18 protein-coding genes are annotated in these 14,304 nt (G+C 69.8%); 10 read left to right on the forward strand and 8 right to left on the reverse strand.

The annotated features are described in order from the left end of the window. Positions 1-81: 81 nt before the first annotated feature. The 5 genes from urtE to urtA form a co-directional block, all read right to left on the reverse strand. Positions 82-774 carry an urea ABC transporter ATP-binding subunit UrtE gene (gene urtE, locus AB0K60_RS11460; RefSeq protein WP_364051672.1) on the reverse strand — a complete coding sequence of 231 codons (693 nt, stop codon included), beginning with the start codon at positions 772-774 and terminating at the stop codon, positions 82-84. After that, positions 775-1,602, reverse strand: a complete 828-nt coding sequence (gene urtD, locus AB0K60_RS11465) for an urea ABC transporter ATP-binding protein UrtD (protein ID WP_364051675.1) — start codon at positions 1,600-1,602, stop codon at positions 775-777. Next, entirely contained in the window at positions 1,599-2,750 is a 1,152-nt protein-coding gene (urtC, locus tag AB0K60_RS11470; protein WP_364051678.1) for an urea ABC transporter permease subunit UrtC, read from the reverse strand. The genes urtD and urtC overlap by 4 nt, the downstream gene beginning before the upstream one ends. Beyond that, a complete protein-coding gene (urtB, locus tag AB0K60_RS11475; RefSeq protein WP_364051681.1) occupies positions 2,747-3,625 on the reverse strand; it encodes an urea ABC transporter permease subunit UrtB in 879 nt (292 codons plus the stop codon). Before urtB ends, urtC begins: the two co-directional genes overlap by 4 nt. A gap of 144 nt (positions 3,626-3,769) precedes the next feature. Further along, a complete protein-coding gene (gene urtA, locus AB0K60_RS11480) occupies positions 3,770-5,011 on the reverse strand; it encodes an urea ABC transporter substrate-binding protein (RefSeq protein ID WP_364051684.1) in 1,242 nt (413 codons plus the stop codon). Between the two features lie 208 nt (positions 5,012-5,219). Between urtA and AB0K60_RS11485 the strand changes: the two genes are divergently transcribed. The 7 genes from AB0K60_RS11485 to AB0K60_RS11515 all read left to right on the forward strand — a co-directional run bounded on the left by AB0K60_RS11485 (position 5,220) and on the right by AB0K60_RS11515 (position 11,182). Further along, positions 5,220-5,522: an urease subunit gamma gene (locus tag AB0K60_RS11485; protein WP_364051687.1), complete on the forward strand. Its 303-nt coding sequence runs from the start codon at positions 5,220-5,222 to the stop codon at positions 5,520-5,522. Further along, positions 5,519-5,875: an urease subunit beta gene (locus AB0K60_RS11490; protein WP_364051690.1), complete on the forward strand. Its 357-nt coding sequence runs from the start codon at positions 5,519-5,521 to the stop codon at positions 5,873-5,875. The genes AB0K60_RS11485 and AB0K60_RS11490 overlap by 4 nt, the downstream gene beginning before the upstream one ends. Then, a complete protein-coding gene (locus AB0K60_RS11495; RefSeq protein WP_364051693.1) occupies positions 5,868-7,652 on the forward strand; it encodes an urease subunit alpha in 1,785 nt (594 codons plus the stop codon). Before AB0K60_RS11490 ends, AB0K60_RS11495 begins: the two co-directional genes overlap by 8 nt. Before the next feature lie 16 nt (positions 7,653-7,668). Further along, entirely contained in the window at positions 7,669-8,841 is a 1,173-nt protein-coding gene (locus AB0K60_RS11500; protein WP_364051696.1) for an urease accessory UreF family protein, read from the forward strand. A gap of 83 nt (positions 8,842-8,924) precedes the next feature. Then, a complete protein-coding gene (gene ureG / locus AB0K60_RS11505; protein ID WP_364051699.1) occupies positions 8,925-9,629 on the forward strand; it encodes an urease accessory protein UreG in 705 nt (234 codons plus the stop codon). Positions 9,630-9,645: 16 nt separating this feature from the next. Continuing rightward, complete coding sequence (locus AB0K60_RS11510) at positions 9,646-10,476, forward strand: urease accessory protein UreD (protein WP_364051702.1); 831 nt, start codon at positions 9,646-9,648, stop codon at positions 10,474-10,476. Positions 10,477-10,786: 310 nt separating this feature from the next. Further along, positions 10,787-11,182, forward strand: a complete 396-nt coding sequence (locus AB0K60_RS11515) for a hypothetical protein (RefSeq protein WP_364051705.1) — start codon at positions 10,787-10,789, stop codon at positions 11,180-11,182. Between the two features lie 45 nt (positions 11,183-11,227). On the opposite strand, the gene AB0K60_RS11520 is transcribed toward AB0K60_RS11515, so the two are convergent. Beyond that, a complete protein-coding gene (locus AB0K60_RS11520) occupies positions 11,228-11,605 on the reverse strand; it encodes an ATP-binding protein (protein WP_364051708.1) in 378 nt (125 codons plus the stop codon). 311 nt (positions 11,606-11,916) lie between these two features. On the opposite strand from AB0K60_RS11520, the gene AB0K60_RS11525 reads away from it, so the two are divergent. From AB0K60_RS11525 to AB0K60_RS11535, 3 genes are all read left to right on the forward strand, one after another. Then, positions 11,917-12,753 carry a helix-turn-helix transcriptional regulator gene (locus tag AB0K60_RS11525; RefSeq protein WP_364051711.1) on the forward strand — a complete coding sequence of 279 codons (837 nt, stop codon included), beginning with the start codon at positions 11,917-11,919 and terminating at the stop codon, positions 12,751-12,753. After that, positions 12,735-12,965: a DUF397 domain-containing protein gene (locus tag AB0K60_RS11530; RefSeq protein WP_364051714.1), complete on the forward strand. Its 231-nt coding sequence runs from the start codon at positions 12,735-12,737 to the stop codon at positions 12,963-12,965. Before AB0K60_RS11525 ends, AB0K60_RS11530 begins: the two co-directional genes overlap by 19 nt. 174 nt (positions 12,966-13,139) lie before the next feature. Next, positions 13,140-13,370, forward strand: a complete 231-nt coding sequence (locus tag AB0K60_RS11535) for a DUF397 domain-containing protein (RefSeq protein ID WP_364051717.1) — start codon at positions 13,140-13,142, stop codon at positions 13,368-13,370. Positions 13,371-13,598: 228 nt separating this feature from the next. Here the strand turns inward: AB0K60_RS11535 and AB0K60_RS11540 are convergent, their stop codons facing one another. Together AB0K60_RS11540 and AB0K60_RS11545 are read right to left on the reverse strand one after the other, a co-directional pair. Next, a complete protein-coding gene (locus AB0K60_RS11540; protein ID WP_364051720.1) occupies positions 13,599-13,910 on the reverse strand; it encodes an antibiotic biosynthesis monooxygenase in 312 nt (103 codons plus the stop codon). A gap of 77 nt (positions 13,911-13,987) precedes the next feature. Then, positions 13,988-14,161 (reverse strand): hypothetical protein, encoded by a 174-nt coding sequence (locus tag AB0K60_RS11545; RefSeq protein WP_364051723.1) that lies wholly within the window; start codon positions 14,159-14,161, stop codon positions 13,988-13,990. Positions 14,162-14,304: the final 143 nt, after the last annotated feature.

The following is a 14,304-nucleotide window of genomic DNA, read 5'->3' on the forward strand; positions in this document are numbered from 1 at the left end:
CGACGACGCCACCCTGCGAACTCATCGACAGTCCCGAACCAGGCGGTACGGATGCGTTGGCGCGGGCGCGGGTTTGGCGGGTCAGACCGCGAGGAGGCGGTGCACCTCCTCGCCGCGCAGTTCGTCGGCCGCGCCGGAGTGGACGACGTGGCCCGCGTCGAGGATGAGGAAGCGGTCGGCCATGCGCAGGGCCAGATCCAGGTACTGCTCGACGAGCAGGACCGCGAGGCCAGAGGCGTGCAGGCGTTCGATCGCTTCCTCGATTTCCAGGATAATCGACGGCTGGATGCCCTCGGTGGGCTCGTCGAGGATGAGCAGCTTCGGCCGGGTGACCAGGGCGCGGGCCATGGCGAGTTGCTGTTGCTGGCCGCCGGAGAGGAAGCCTGCGCGGCGCTTGAGGATCGGCTTGAGGCGGGGGAAGATCTCCAGGGCCTCTTCGATCGCGCCGTTGTCCTTGTGTGGCGAGGCCTCCAGGGTCACCAGCAGGTTGCCGAGGACGCTGAGCTGCGGGAAGGTCTCGTGGCCCTGGGGGACGTAGCCCATGCCGAGCCGTACGCGCTCGTGGGGTTTGAGGTGGGTGACGTCGCGGCCCTCGAAGGTGACGGTGCCGGCGGACGCGGGCAGCACCCCCATGATCGTGTTCAGCAGCGTGGTCTTGCCGACGCCGTTGCGGCCCATGACGCACATGAGCTGACCCGGCTCGACGTCCAGGGACACGCCGAACAGCACGCGCGCCCTGCCGTACCCGGCGTCGAGACCTCGGACCGACAGCACCTACCCCACCTCCCCGTGGACCGGCTGGGCGGCCCGGCCGAGATAGACCTCACGTACCTTCGGGTCCGTGCGCACCTGGTCCACCGAGCCTTCCATGAGCACTTTGCCCTCGTGCAACACCGTGACGACCGAGGCGTAACGGCGCAGGAAATCCATGTCGTGCTCGATCACGATCACCGTGTGCTCCTCGGCGATCTGGGTGAGCAGCTCTCCGGTGCGGGCACGCTCCTCCTTCGACATGCCGGCCACCGGCTCGTCGAGCAGCAGCAGCCGCGGTTCCTGTGCGATCAACATGCCGATCTCCAGCCATTGACGCTGGCCGTGAGAGAGCACACCGGCGGCGCTGCCGGCGAGATCGGTCAGACCTGTGGTCTCCAATGCCCGGGCGACCGCGTCCGAAACACCGCGTCTGCGGCGTCCCAGCGACCACAGGGGTTTCCGGAACGACGCGGCCAGGTCGAGGTTCTCCACGACGGTGAGCGCCTCGAACACCACCGACGTCTGGAAGGTACGGCCCACGCCCATGCGGACGATCTGGTGCTCCTTGCGGCCGACCAGCTCGGCGCCGGCGAAGCGGACCGAGCCGGTGGCGGGCTTGGTGAGGCCGGTGGTCACATCGACGAGGGTGGTCTTGCCGGCGCCGTTCGGGCCGATCAGGAAGCGCAGCTCGCCCTTCCGCACGGTGAGGTTCACCCCGTCGAGGGCGCGGAAGCCGTCGAAGACCACCGACAGGTCCTTGATCTCCAGCAGCGGGCTTTCGCCGGGGACGCCGTTGGCGTGGTTGTCGCCTGGCACGCCGTTGGCGTGGTTGTCGTCGGTCGGGGTCATGTCGCCTCCTTCGCCTCCGGGGCCGTCCATTCCGGAGTCGTACGGCCGCGCCGCCGCGCCAGGGCCTCCCGGGCCGAGGCGATCAGCCCGGCGATGCCGCCGGGGGCGAGCGTCATGACCAGGATGAACAGCGCGCCCTGCAGGTAGAGCCAGCCGCCGGCGAACTCCTCGCTGAAGGCGGTCTTGGCATAGTTCATGATCACCGCGCCGAGCACCGCCCCGCCGAGCACGTACCGGCCGCCGACCGCGACGGCGACCACGAGCTCCAGCGAGGGCACCACGCCGAGCAGCGCGGGCGAGATGATGCCGACGACCGGCACGAACAGGGCCCCGGCGATGCCCGCCATGCCCGCCGATATGGCGAAGGTGATGGTCTTGACCGTGGCCGGGTTGTAGCCGAGGAACCGTACCCGGTCCTCCCCGTCGCGGACCGCGACCAGCAGCTTGCCGAAGCGGCTGCGGTTGAGGTGCCAGGCGAACAGGAACAGCAGCCCGAGGATGATCGCCACGACGAAGTAGAGGCCCTGCTGGGTCTGTTCGGCCGCGAGGTCCTGGCCGAACAGCTCGAAGAAGTTGGTCAGGCCGTTGGTGCCGCCGGTCAGGCCCTGCTGGCCGACGAGCAGGATCACCAGGGCGGCGGCGAGGGCCTGGGTGAGGATGGCGAAGTACGCGCCGCGTACCCGCTGGCGGAACACGAGCGTGCCCAGCACGGCGGCGACCGCGATCGGGGCGAGCACGGCCGCGGCGATCGCGAACGCCGGGCTGCGGAACGGCTCCCACAGCGCGGGCAGCGTCTCCACGCCGCTCCACACCATGAAGTCGGGCAGGTCGCCGCCGGCGTCGTTGAGCTTGAGGTACATGCCCATCGCGTAGCCGCCGATGCCGAAGAACACCCCCTGCCCGAGGGTGAGCATGCCGCCCCGGCCCCAGGCGAGGCCGATGCCGAGGGCGACGATCGCGAAGCACAGGTACTTGGCGAGCAGCCCCAGCCGGAACGGCTCCAGCGCCAGCGGCGCGACGACGAGGGCGAGCACGGCGACCGCGACGAACAGGGCCGGGCCCGAGCGGACCGCGTGGGCGATCCGCTCGCGCGGGGTGGCCGCGGCGGGGACGGCTTGCTCGGGTGCGGTCTTCTCGGTGATGGTCATGTCAGCGCCCTCGATCGCAGTACGAACAGCCCCTGCGGGCGGAGCTGGAGGAACGCGATGATCGCGGCGAAGACGATGACCTTCGCCAGGCTGGCGTTCGTCCAGAACTCGGCGTAGGAGTTGAGCAGCCCGAGCCCGAGCGCCGCGAGCACGGCCCCGCGGAGCTGGCCGAGGCCCCCGCACACGACCACCAGGAACGCGTCCACGATGTAGTAGGTGCCGAGCGACGGGCCGACGGGCCCGATCAGCGTGAGCGCGACGCCGGCGATGCCGGCCAGGCCCGAGCCGATGAAGAAGGTGAGCTGGTCCACCCGGCCGGTGTTGATGCCGCTGGTGGAGGCGAGCTGCCGGTTCTGCATCACCGCCTGCATCCGGCGGCCCTGGGACGACCTGGTGAGATAGGCCCAGATCGCGACCACGCACCCGGCGGCGAGGGCGAGGATGAACAGTCGGGCGTACGGGATCTGGGTGCCGAACAGCGGGAGGCCGCCCGTCAGCCAGCCCGGCGCGACCACCTGGACGTTGGGGGCGCCGAACAGGTCGCGGGCGAGCTGCTGCAGCACGAGGCTGACGCCCCAGGTGAGCAGCAGCGTGTCCAGCGGGCGGCCGTAGAAGCGCCGGATGGCCAGGCGCTCAAGCACCCAGCCCATGGCGCCCGCGACGAGGAAGGCGATCGGCAACGCGACCGGGACGGCCTGGTTGCCGACGAGATCCTGCAGCAGGTACGCCGTGTAGGCCCCGGCCATTATGAATTCGCCGTGGGCCATGTTGATCACACCCATCTGGCCGAACGTGAACGTCAGGCCGAGCGCTATGAGCAGCAGCACGGCCGCGATCGACAGCCCGACGGGCAATTGGTTGACAAACGCCTGCAACCCGGCTCCCTTGTCTTTCCTGGTCCTGGAGGTCCGGAGGTCCGGAGGTCCGGTTCCGGAGCACGGCCGCGCCGCGTCGCCGCGCCGGGGTCCTGTCCCCGGTCAGGTCGCGGCCGTGCCCCGGAACCCGCTCGTGCCGGGCGGCTAGCTCAGGCCGCCCGCCCAGGTGTAGGTCTTCAGGTACGGGTCCGGCTTGATCGGCTTACCGGAGTTCCACACCTCCTTGATGAGGCCGTCCGGCTCGATCACGCCGATCCTGGCGGTCTTGAACATGTGCTGGTTCTCGCCGTCGATGGTGACCATGCCCTCGGGCCGTTCCAGGGCGATGCCGCCCGCGGCCTTCTTGACCGCCTCCACCTCGGTGGTGCCGGCCTTCTTCACCGCCTCGGCCCACAGGTAGACCGCGTTGTAGCCGGCCTCCATCGGGTCGGAGGTGACGCGGTCGGCGCCGTACTTGGCCTTGAAGGCGTCGACGAACTTCTTGTTCGCCGGCAGGTCGGTGGTCTGGTAGTAGTTCCAGGCCACCAGGTGACCGGCGATGTTGTCGACGCCGATGCCCTTGACCTCCTCCTCGGCGACGCTGACCGACATGACCGGCATGCTCTCGGCGGTCACGCCCGCGCTCTTGAACTGCTTGAAGAAGGCCACGTTGCTGTCGCCGTTGAGGGTGTTGAACACCGCGTCCGGCTTGGCCTCGACCACCTTGTTCACCAGCGTGCTGTACTCGGTGTGGCCGAGCGGCGTGTACTCCTCGCCGAGGATCTCCATGCCGTTCGCCGCCGCGTACGCCTTGATGATCTTGTTGGCGGTGCGGGGGAAGACGTAGTCGCTGCCGACCAGGAACAGCTTCTTCTTGCCCTCCTCTTTCAGATAGTCGAGCGCCGGGACGATCTGCTGGTTGGTGGTGGCGCCGGTGTAGAAGATGTACGGCGAGCTCTCCAGGCCCTCGTACTGCACGGGGTACCACAGCAGCGCCTTGCGCTTCTCGAAGACCGGCAGCATCGCCTTGCGGCTGGCCGAGGTCCATCCGCCGAAGACGGTGGCGACCTTGTCCTGGGCGATGAGTTTGGTGGCCTTTTCGGCGAACGTCGGCCAGTCGGACGCGCCGTCCTCGACGACCGGTTCGAGCTTCTTGCCGAGCACGCCGCCGGCGGCGTTGATTTCCTCGATCGCGAGAAGTTCGGCGTCCTTCACGGTCACTTCGCTGATCGCCATCGTGCCGCTCAGCGAATGCAGAATGCCGACCTTGATCGTGTCTCCCGCCGCACCTCCGGTCGCTCCGCTCGTGCTCTGGCTCGTTCCACCCCCACAGGCGGCGAGGCCGATGATCGAGGCGGCGACCAGCGCGCCGATCCGCGATATGCCCGGCCAGGATGAATTCCGCAATTGTCCTCCCTGCGGCTCCGCCCCCGCGCTACTACCTGACCGTCAAGGTGACTTGGGCAAATTTCCCAGCAAGTTCCGGTACGTTAATTGCTGTTTGCGGGAGGTTCACCCGTGACGGTTATTCGCCGATAGGTCCGGCCCGGGATACGACACATCGCCGAAATGGCGGATTAACGTCGTGGAAACGCCCGTTACCTAGGGTCCCGCCATGCGGCTCACTCCACATGAGCGGGAACGCCTGCTCATTCACGTCGCCGCGGGCGTGGCGCGCGATCGCAAGGCCCGCGGGCTCCGCCTCAACCATCCCGAGGCTACCGCGATCATCGCGTCCTTCCTTCTGGAGGGCGCCAGGGACGGGCAGAGCGTGGCCGATCTGATGGAGGCCGGACGCAAGGTGCTGCGCCGTGAGGACGTCATGGAGGGGGTGCCCGAGATGCTGGAATCGGTGCAGATCGAAGCGACCTTCCCCGACGGGACCAAGCTCGTCACCGTCCACAATCCGATCCAATGAGCGCCACCGACGGGGCGCTCCCGGTACCGGAGGCACCGGGAGGAATCGTCTTCGGGGACGGCCCGATCCCGCTCAACCCGGGGCGCGAACGCCGTACCGTGCGGGTGGTCAACACCGCCGACCGGCCCGTGCAGGTCGGCTCGCACTATCACTTCGCCGCCGCGAATCCGGGGCTGCGGTTCGACCGCGAGGCCGCCTGGGGCATGCGGCTGGACGTGCCCGCCGGGACCGCGATCCGGTTCGAGCCGGGCGTGGAACGCGACGTGACGCTCGTTCCGATCACCGGCCGCCGCGTCGTGCCGGGCCTGCGGCCCGAGTGGGCCGGACCGCTGGACAGGAGCCCCGATGTCTGAGCCGACCTCTGGGCCGATCTCAGGGCCGGTCCCAGGGCCGACCCCCGTGCCTGGGCCGACCATCGACCGCGCCCGGTACGCGCTGCTCTACGGCCCCACCACCGGCGACCGGGTACGGCTCGCCGACACCGACCTGTACGTCGAGATCACCGACGACCTCAGCATGGGCCCCGCCGGAGCGGGCGACGAGGCGGTCTTCGGCGGCGGCAAGGTGATCCGCGAGTCGATGGGCCAGGCCCGCGCCACCCGCGCGGAGGGCGCCCCCGACCTGGTGATCACCGGCGCGGTGATCCTCGACCACTGGGGCGTGGTCAAGGCCGACATCGGGGTACGCGACGGGCGCATCGTCGCGATCGGCAAGGCCGGCAACCCGGACACCATGGACGGCGTACACCCGGACCTGGTCATCGGCCCGTCCACCGAGATCCTCGCCGGGAACGGGAAGATCGTCACCGCCGGGGCGATCGACTCGCACGTGCACCTGATCTGCCCGCAGATCGTCGACGAGGCCCTTTCCGCGGGCGTCACCACGCTGATCGGCGGCGGCACCGGCCCGGCCGAGGGCACCAAGGCGACGACCGTGACCGGCGGCTGGTACCTGCCGCGCATGCTCGAGGCGATGGACGGCATGCCGGTCAACGTGGCGCTGCTCGGCAAGGGCAACACGGTGAGCGAGGAGGGGCTGCTCGAACAGCTCCGGATGGGCGCGAGCGGCTTCAAGCTGCACGAGGACTGGGGCACGACCCCCGCCGCGATCGACGCCTGCCTGCGGGTGGCGGACGCGACCGGGGTGCAGGTGGCGATCCACACCGACACGCTCAACGAGGCCGGGTTCGTCGAGTCGACGCTGGGCGCGATCGGCGACCGGGTGATCCACGCGTACCACACCGAGGGGGCGGGCGGCGGGCACGCGCCCGACATCATCACGATGGCCTCGCACGCGAACGTGCTGCCGTCCTCGACGAACCCGACCCGGCCGTACACGGTCAACACGCTGCACGAGCACCTGGACATGCTGATGGTGTGCCACCATCTCAACCCGGCGGTGCCCGAGGACCTGGCGTTCGCCGAGTCGCGGATCCGGCCGACGACGATGGCGGCCGAGGACGTGCTGCACGACCTCGGGGCGATCTCGATGATCGGATCGGACTCGCAGGCGATGGGGCGGATCGGCGAGACGATCATCCGGACGTGGCAGACGGCGCACGTGATGAAGCACCGCAGGGGCGTGCTCGGGTCGAACTGCTCGGGCCGGGCCGACAACCTCCGCGCCCAACGCTACGTCGCGAAATATACGATTTGTCCGGCCATTGCCCATGGGGTGGACGCGCACGTCGGGTCCGTCGAGGCGGGCAAGCTCGCCGACCTGGTGCTGTGGGAGCCCGCCTTCTTCGGCGTCAAGCCGCACCTGGTGCTCAAGGGCGGCATGATCGCCTACGCGCAGATGGGCGACGCCAACGCCTCCATCCCCACGCCGCAGCCGGTGATGCCCCGGCCCATGTTCGGGGCGATGCCCGCCGCCGCCTCCGCCACGTCGCTGCACTTCGTCGCCCCGCAGGCGATCGAGGCCGGGCTCGCGGAGCGGCTGGCCGTACGACGCAAGCTGGTCGCCGTCGCGGACGTGCGCGGCCGAGGAAAGGAGTCGATGCCGCACAACGGCGCGCTGCCCGCGATCCACGTGGATCCGGACACCTTCGCCGTCCGGATCAACGGGGAGCTCATCGAGCCCGCGCCCGCCGAGCGGCTGCCCATGGCCCAGCGGTACTTCCTGTTCTGATGTACGGCCTGTTCTGATGCACGGCACACGAGGCGCGGCGGACGCCGCCACCGGATTCGGCACCACCGGCCTGTCCGCCGCCCTCCTCCTGATCGCCGACTCCCGGCTACCCGCGGGCGGGCACGCCCACTCCGGGGGAGCCGAGGAGGCGGTTCACGTCGGGGCGATCGCCGGCCCGGAGGATCTGGCGCGGTTCCTCCGAGGCCGGCTCGCCACGACGGGACTCGTCGCCGCCGCCCTCTCCGCCGCCGCCTGCCACCTCGCCGCCACCATTGGGGACCAGGTGAAGCCGCGGCGGGAATCGGCCGTGCGAGACGGGATCTTCCGGCCCTCTCCGGCGGATGGCGCATCCGACGCCGAATCCAGGGCTCGGGGCCGCGCCCCGGCCCGCGAATCGGGTACCACGAGGGCGGCCTCGCCCGGTGACACGCCCCCGGCCGGAGACGCGTCACCGGAGGAATCCGCCGGCCTGTGGGGGGAACTGGACGCGGAGGCCGACGCCCGGACCCCCTCGCCCGCCATGCGCACGGCGAGCCGTACCCAGGGCCGGCTGCTCGTGCGCAGCGCGCGGCGAATCTGGCCGTCGGCGGTGCTGGACGGACTGGCCCTGGCGCTGCCGGAAGGGGCGCACCACCCCGTCGCGCTCGGCGCGGTCGCCTGCGCCGCCGGATGCCCGCCAAGGGACGCGGCGCTGGCGGCGGCCTACAACGCGATCACCGGACCGGCGACGGCGGCCGTGCGCCTGCTCGGCCTCGATCCCGTCACCGTGCACCGGCTGCTCGCCGACCTCTCCCCCGAACTCGACGGCACGGCCACGGCCGCCGTCGCGGCGGTGAACGACGCCCTGGTGGGCGAGATGGGCGTACCGCCCCAATGCACCGAGCCTCTCGGCCGCACCCCGGCAGCCGACGACACGATCTCCGTCGGCGTCGCAGGCCAGAGGGACACCAGGGAGACCGGCGAATCGCCTGAACCGACCGACCGCCCCGGCGGCACGGCCTCGGATCACGGCCATGCACGCGACTTCACGTCGCGTGAGGATGCCTCGCCCGGCTCCCGCATCGACGACGTGGCGCACGACCACACGATCCGGTACGACTGGGCGGCGCTGCCGTCCTGCGGCGCTCCGGCGCTCGATCTCCTGGCCGAAGGCCACCTGCGCAGGGAGGTGCGGCTGTTTGTCTCCTGACCGGCCCGCGCTCCTGCACGCGACGCAATTCAGGCAGGACCGGGCAGACCCGGCCGACTCTCCCCGACAGAAGGACGAGCCTCATGGGCGTTGACCACAGCGATCAGCACGACGCTCCCGACCCGCACGGGCGGGCGCTGCGTCTCGGCGTCGGCGGCCCGGTGGGCAGCGGCAAGACCGCCCTGGTCGCCGCCCTGTGCCGGACCCTCGGGCCCGCGCTGCGCCTCGGCGTGGTGACCAACGACATCTACACCACCGAGGACGCCGAGTTCCTCCGCAAGGCGGGCGTACTCGATCCCGAACGCATCCTCGCCGTGCAGACGGGCTGCTGCCCGCACACGGCGATCCGCGACGACATCGTCGCCAACCTCGACGCGGTCGAGACCCTGGAGGAGCGTTTCGGCCCCCTCGACCTGGTGATCGTGGAGAGCGGCGGCGACAACCTGACCGCGACGTTCAGCCGCGGCCTCGCCGACAAGCAGATCTTCGTCCTGGACGTCTCCGGCGGCGACAAGGTGCCGCGCAAGGGCGGGCCGGGCGTCACCGGCGCCGACCTGCTGGTCATCAACAAGACCGACCTCGCGCCCCTCGTCGGGGCCGACCTCACCGTCATGTCCCGCGACGCCAAGGCCGTGCGGGACGGCAGGCCGGTGCTGTTCACCTCGCTGCGCGAGGACGCCCGGGCGCACGCCGTCGCCGAGTGGGTCACCAGCGTCCTCGGCGCCTGGAAGGCGGCCCACGAGCATCCCGACCACCACGAGCATCCGGCGCCGACGCCGCAGCCTTGAGCGGGCCGCAGCCCCGATGAGACGACACGCCGCGCTCGCGTCCGCGTCTCCCGCCGCCGCCGGGGAGGCGGCGGGAGACGGACGGCTCCGCCCGTCACGGCGTGCCCTGCGTGCCCAGGCGGTCGTCGTCACCGAGGCGTCCTCGCGCGGCGGGACCGTCCTGGCCACGCTGCGGTCCGAGCCGCCGCTCACGCTTCGCCGTACCGGGCCGGACCAGGTTCACCTGATCTCCACCGCCGCCGGACCGCTCGGCGGCGACCACCTGGAGCTGGACATCGACGTCGCCGCCGGCACCGGCCTGGAGCTCCGCTCGGTCGCCGCCCCCCTGGTCCTCCCGGGTCAGGGCGGGCCGTCCCGCATGATCGTGAATGCCCGGGTCGGCCCCGGCGCCACCCTCCGCTTCACCCCCGAACCGACCATCCTGGCCGCCGCCTGCGACCACCACCTGCTCGTACGGCTCTCACTGGCCCCCACGGCCTCGGTGCTGTGGCGCGAAGAGATCATCTTCGGCCGTCACGGCGAGGCGCCGGGCCGTTGCCGCACCCGCTTCGACGCCACGATCGGCGGCGTACCCCTGCTCCGCCAGCAACTCGCCGTCGGCGATCCCGCCGTCGACACCAGCCCCGCCGTGTACGGCACGGCCCGCTGTGTCGGCAGCACCCTGCTCGCCGGACCCGCGTTCACGCCCCCGGCCGACCGCCGCCCCGCCACCGCGACCATCGCCGACGGCGTGGCCGTACTCCCCCTCGCCGCCCCTGGAACCCTTGTCTCCGCCCTGGCCGGGGACGCGGTCGAACTGCGCCGCAGACTCCTGTGGGGAGAGGCCGTCGCCGCCGGGGCCGACTGACGCCGAAACCGCCCCCAGGGGAGGTCTCGGCGTCGCAAGGCGAGCGGCCCTCCACCGGATCCGGCGAGGCGACCACCAGGTCATGCCCGATAAGACGGGGCTTGTCCGTCGCCCACCACGCCAGACCAACGACCGGTTCCGCACGGCGATCGAACAGGGCGACATCGAGGCGACCCCGCGCGCCGACGACGAACTACACGCCGCCCCCGTCACGGGAGTCGGTGGGGGGCGTCACGGAACCTCTCGCCGACGCGACGACCGGGCACGCCCGGTCCAGATGGTCGTCGCGCCGATGCGAAAGGATCGGGTCATGTCGGATCGAAGCATGTCCAGCGAGGCGGACGCCTGGGCGTGCCCCCACGGGCGGAATGCCCGTTCCGGCTGCGTGACCTGTTACGAGGATTCGCTCGATCCGGATCCGGCGTCACCCATGTGGCAGGTGGCCGTCTGGTTCACCGCCACACGGGCCATCCCCGTCAGAACCCTCAAGGAGGTACGCCGTCACGGCCGTCAGTTCACCCTCGCCCAGCCGTCCACCCCTCTGGTCTACCTGCTGACCGGCCACGCCCCCGCCCACGACGCCGCCCAGGCGATCGCGGGCGTCGTCGGGTTCCTCCTGCGCGATCAGCAGGTGGCGGGCACCTTCACGGTCACGGACGCCCGAGCGGTCCCCCTGCCTCCGGCCCTGGCGTCCCCCGATCGTTGATCGGCCCCTTCGCCTCCGGCGAGGTTCTCACCGTTCGCGGCGGCTTCACCCCTCGGTCTTCAGCGCGGCCCAGACGACCTTTCCGCCCGTACGCGGCCACCGGTAGCCCCAGTCGGCGGCCAGGTCGTCCACCAGCAGCAGACCGCGCCCGCCGAGCGCGTCGGGGCCGGGATCGACGAGCTTGGGCGGCGTGCGGCTGGGGTCCCAGACCTCCAGGACCACGCGGCCGTTCGCCTGGTGCAGGCCGATCCAGATGTACGGGTCCGGCGGCGCGGGCGGTTCGGCCGCCGCCTTGAGCGCGTTGGTGACGAGCTCGCTGATGATGAGTTGCGCCGCCTCGATCAGCTCCCGGCGTCCCCAGGACGTGAGCACCCGGCCCACGTGGCGTCGGGCGAACGCCGCCGACAGCGGATCAGTCGACAACTCAGCATAATTACGGCGAATAATGGGCGCATTCACCATCAGCCATCTCGCTTCCGTCATTCCGGCGAGACCACTCCACATTCACGATCCCGGCTGTAGCGACCGCCTCAGCGACATGGGACAAATGTCGGATTATTGTGATGACCTGGCCGGATAACCATTGGGGTTTCCGCATAATGCCCAGCGAGAACGGTGCCGCGTACCTAGAATCCAGGGACAGTACGGCGACAGAAAACCTCCGACGAAGTCATGCCCGTCGCCGTACGGTCAACGCGCGTCACCGAAAAACCGAAAAAGCGAAGGAGACGGACATGCCCCCCGATTCCGATCCGCGCCTTACCCCATTGCAGCGCTTCGGCCACGAACTGGCCCGCTGCCGCAAGGAACTGGGCCTTTCCCAAGCCCGCCTATCCGAGCGCCTGGGCTGCTCGCCCTCGCTCATCGGACACATCGAGACGGCCAGCCGCAATCCCCAGCTCGACTTCGCCGAAGCGTGCGATCGCATCTTCAATCTCCCCACGAGCGACTACTTCGTCCGGCTCTGGCGGCGCACCCGGCAGTCCCCCACCGGCCCCGGCTGGTTCATACGCTGGCTCGACGAGATCGAGCCCCACGCGACCGTGCTGCGCGCCTGGGCTCCCTCCGTGATCCCCGGACTGCTCCAGACCGAGGCCTACGCGCGAGCCATCTTTCTTGGCCACTTCTCGACTCCGGAGGCCGAGGTGGAGGACCAGGTCAACTCCCGCATGGAACGCCAGCAGATCCTGCACCGGGAGAAGCCCCCGGAGTTGTGGGTCCTCATCGACGAATGGGTGCTCAAGCGCCCGATCGGCAATGCCCGGATCATGCACGAACAGCTCAGGCATCTGGCCACCGTCGCCCGCTGTCGTTACGCGACCGTACAAGTGGTCCCCTACGACACCCCCTGCACCGACGGCCTGCTGTCGGCCTTCGTCATCGCGGAGTTGCCGGACGCACCCACGACTGTGTCCGTGGATTCCGCCGGCCGTGGGGAGGTATCAGCGGACCATGAGCTGGTATCGCTCATTTGGGATAGATATGACAGACTTCGCGCAGAAGCGTTTCGTCCAGGCGAATCGCTCAGAAGAATCGAGGAAGCAGCGGAGCAATGGAAGCCGAAAAGCTGATCAACATCGACCTCTCCATGGCCGCCTGGAAGAAGAGCTCCCACAGCGGCAACAACGGCGGGGAATGCGTCGAGGTGGCCACCAATATCCCCGGTCTCGTCGCCGTCCGCGACAGTAAGAACCCGGCCGGGCCGACGCTCCTCTACACGCCGACCTCATGGAGGTCGTTCCTCCGCGCCGTCAAGGGCGGAGCCCTCCACGGAGCGATCTGATCTCGCCGAGCTACCAGACGCACCGACGACCATCTCCGTGGACTCCGCGGGTCGCGGCGAGGTATCAGCGGGTAATGATCTGGCATCGCTGATCTGGGATAGATATGACAGACTACGTGCAGAGGCGTATCGTCCGGGTGAATCGCTCAAAAAGATCGAGGAAACAGCAGAGCAATGGGAGCCGGAAGCCTGACCCCCGTTGACCTCTCCGGGGCCGTCTGGAGGAAAAGCGCGCGTAGCGGCAACAATGGCGGCAACTGCGTCGAAGTCGCCACCAATATCCCCGGCATCATCGCCGTCCGCGACAGCAAGAACCCGACCGGGCCGACGCTCATCTGCACGCCCGCGGCGTGGAAGTCGTTCCTCCGCGCCGTCAAGCGCGGAGCCCTCCACGAAGCGATGTGATCAGCCGAACGGCCCCCGGCGGTTACCGTGGCCGAAGCGTATGACTTCGTGCCGGCGAAAGGCATCTCACTTCGGCCGACGAGGACTATTGCCCACCCGCGCCATTGAAGACCGAGGAACGACCGCGGCCGACCATGAGGCGGTTGAGGAGACCTCAACCGCCTTGGCCCCGGCCCATCGGCGTCACGGAAGGCGGTTATCGGGACCCGGATGTCTCGGGTCGGCCGGTCATCCGGCGAGGTCGACCGCGACCTCGTGGTGGGTGACGCGTTCGTCCCATCGGGAAAGGGCGCGGCGGGCCGCCTCTTCGACGACGGCCTGCTCCGGATCGTCCCCGGCGAACGCACGTACGTCCTCCATACCGGCGAAGAACGTGATGGAGGTGAACATCACTTCCCGACCGTCGTCGCGGCGCAGCAGGCGGGCGCCGCAAAAGCCCTTCACCTGCTGAAGATGCTGCGCCACCTCGGACTCGTAGTGGCGCTGATAGTCGTCGGCCGTCGCCTTCGGAGCCCATCCTCGCCATACTCGCGCGATCACGCGCCGCACCTCCTTCTCTCTTCCGCTCTCGGCGGCCGGTCTGGTCTCAAGATCTCAGACCAGCTCGGCAACGGTTGTCAATGGCTGCCCGAAGTCGCCAAGACGGCATAGTCGCCGTCGCGGACGGCGACTATGCCGGAGCTTCTCTTCGCGCCCGCCTCCTGGAAGATGCTGGTCAGCAGCACCACGTCGCTGGCGACCGGCGCTGGCCTGCCCGAGTACACGTCGCACCAGTGTGATTTCCGCCGCACCGTCGGCGTGACGGCGAGAGCGGGCAGCGGATCGCCTCAGTCGTCCGGCCCGGCCCCTTCGGGATCGCGGCGACCTTCCCGCATGGTGGAAGGCCAGGCCTTTCACCGCAGATTTCCGACCGTTCGTCGCGTCGAATTTTGTA

Source organism: Thermopolyspora sp. NPDC052614 (assembly GCF_040678635.1).
Lineage (GTDB): Bacteria > Actinomycetota > Actinomycetes > Streptosporangiales > Streptosporangiaceae > Thermopolyspora.

What these genes read in the sequence shown, in the direction of transcription:
- AB0K60_RS11525 (WP_364051711.1), top strand. Translation starts at nt 11,917, where the DNA reads ATGCCCCCCGATTCCGATCCGCGCCTTACCCCATTGCAGCGCTTCGGC.
- AB0K60_RS11495 (WP_364051693.1), top strand. Translation starts at nt 5,868, where the DNA reads ATGTCTGAGCCGACCTCTGGGCCGATCTCAGGGCCGGTCCCAGGGCCG.
- AB0K60_RS11485 (WP_364051687.1), top strand. Translation starts at nt 5,220, where the DNA reads ATGCGGCTCACTCCACATGAGCGGGAACGCCTGCTCATTCACGTCGCC.
- urtD (WP_364051675.1), bottom strand. Translation starts at nt 1,602, where the DNA reads ATGACCCCGACCGACGACAACCACGCCAACGGCGTGCCAGGCGACAAC.
- AB0K60_RS11515 (WP_364051705.1), top strand. Translation starts at nt 10,787, where the DNA reads ATGTCGGATCGAAGCATGTCCAGCGAGGCGGACGCCTGGGCGTGCCCC.
- AB0K60_RS11500 (WP_364051696.1), top strand. Translation starts at nt 7,669, where the DNA reads ATGCACGGCACACGAGGCGCGGCGGACGCCGCCACCGGATTCGGCACC.
- AB0K60_RS11535 (WP_364051717.1), top strand. Translation starts at nt 13,140, where the DNA reads ATGGGAGCCGGAAGCCTGACCCCCGTTGACCTCTCCGGGGCCGTCTGG.
- AB0K60_RS11490 (WP_364051690.1), top strand. Translation starts at nt 5,519, where the DNA reads ATGAGCGCCACCGACGGGGCGCTCCCGGTACCGGAGGCACCGGGAGGA.
- urtC (WP_364051678.1), bottom strand. Translation starts at nt 2,750, where the DNA reads ATGACCATCACCGAGAAGACCGCACCCGAGCAAGCCGTCCCCGCCGCG.
- AB0K60_RS11510 (WP_364051702.1), top strand. Translation starts at nt 9,646, where the DNA reads ATGAGACGACACGCCGCGCTCGCGTCCGCGTCTCCCGCCGCCGCCGGG.
- ureG (WP_364051699.1), top strand. Translation starts at nt 8,925, where the DNA reads ATGGGCGTTGACCACAGCGATCAGCACGACGCTCCCGACCCGCACGGG.
- AB0K60_RS11530 (WP_364051714.1), top strand. Translation starts at nt 12,735, where the DNA reads ATGGAAGCCGAAAAGCTGATCAACATCGACCTCTCCATGGCCGCCTGG.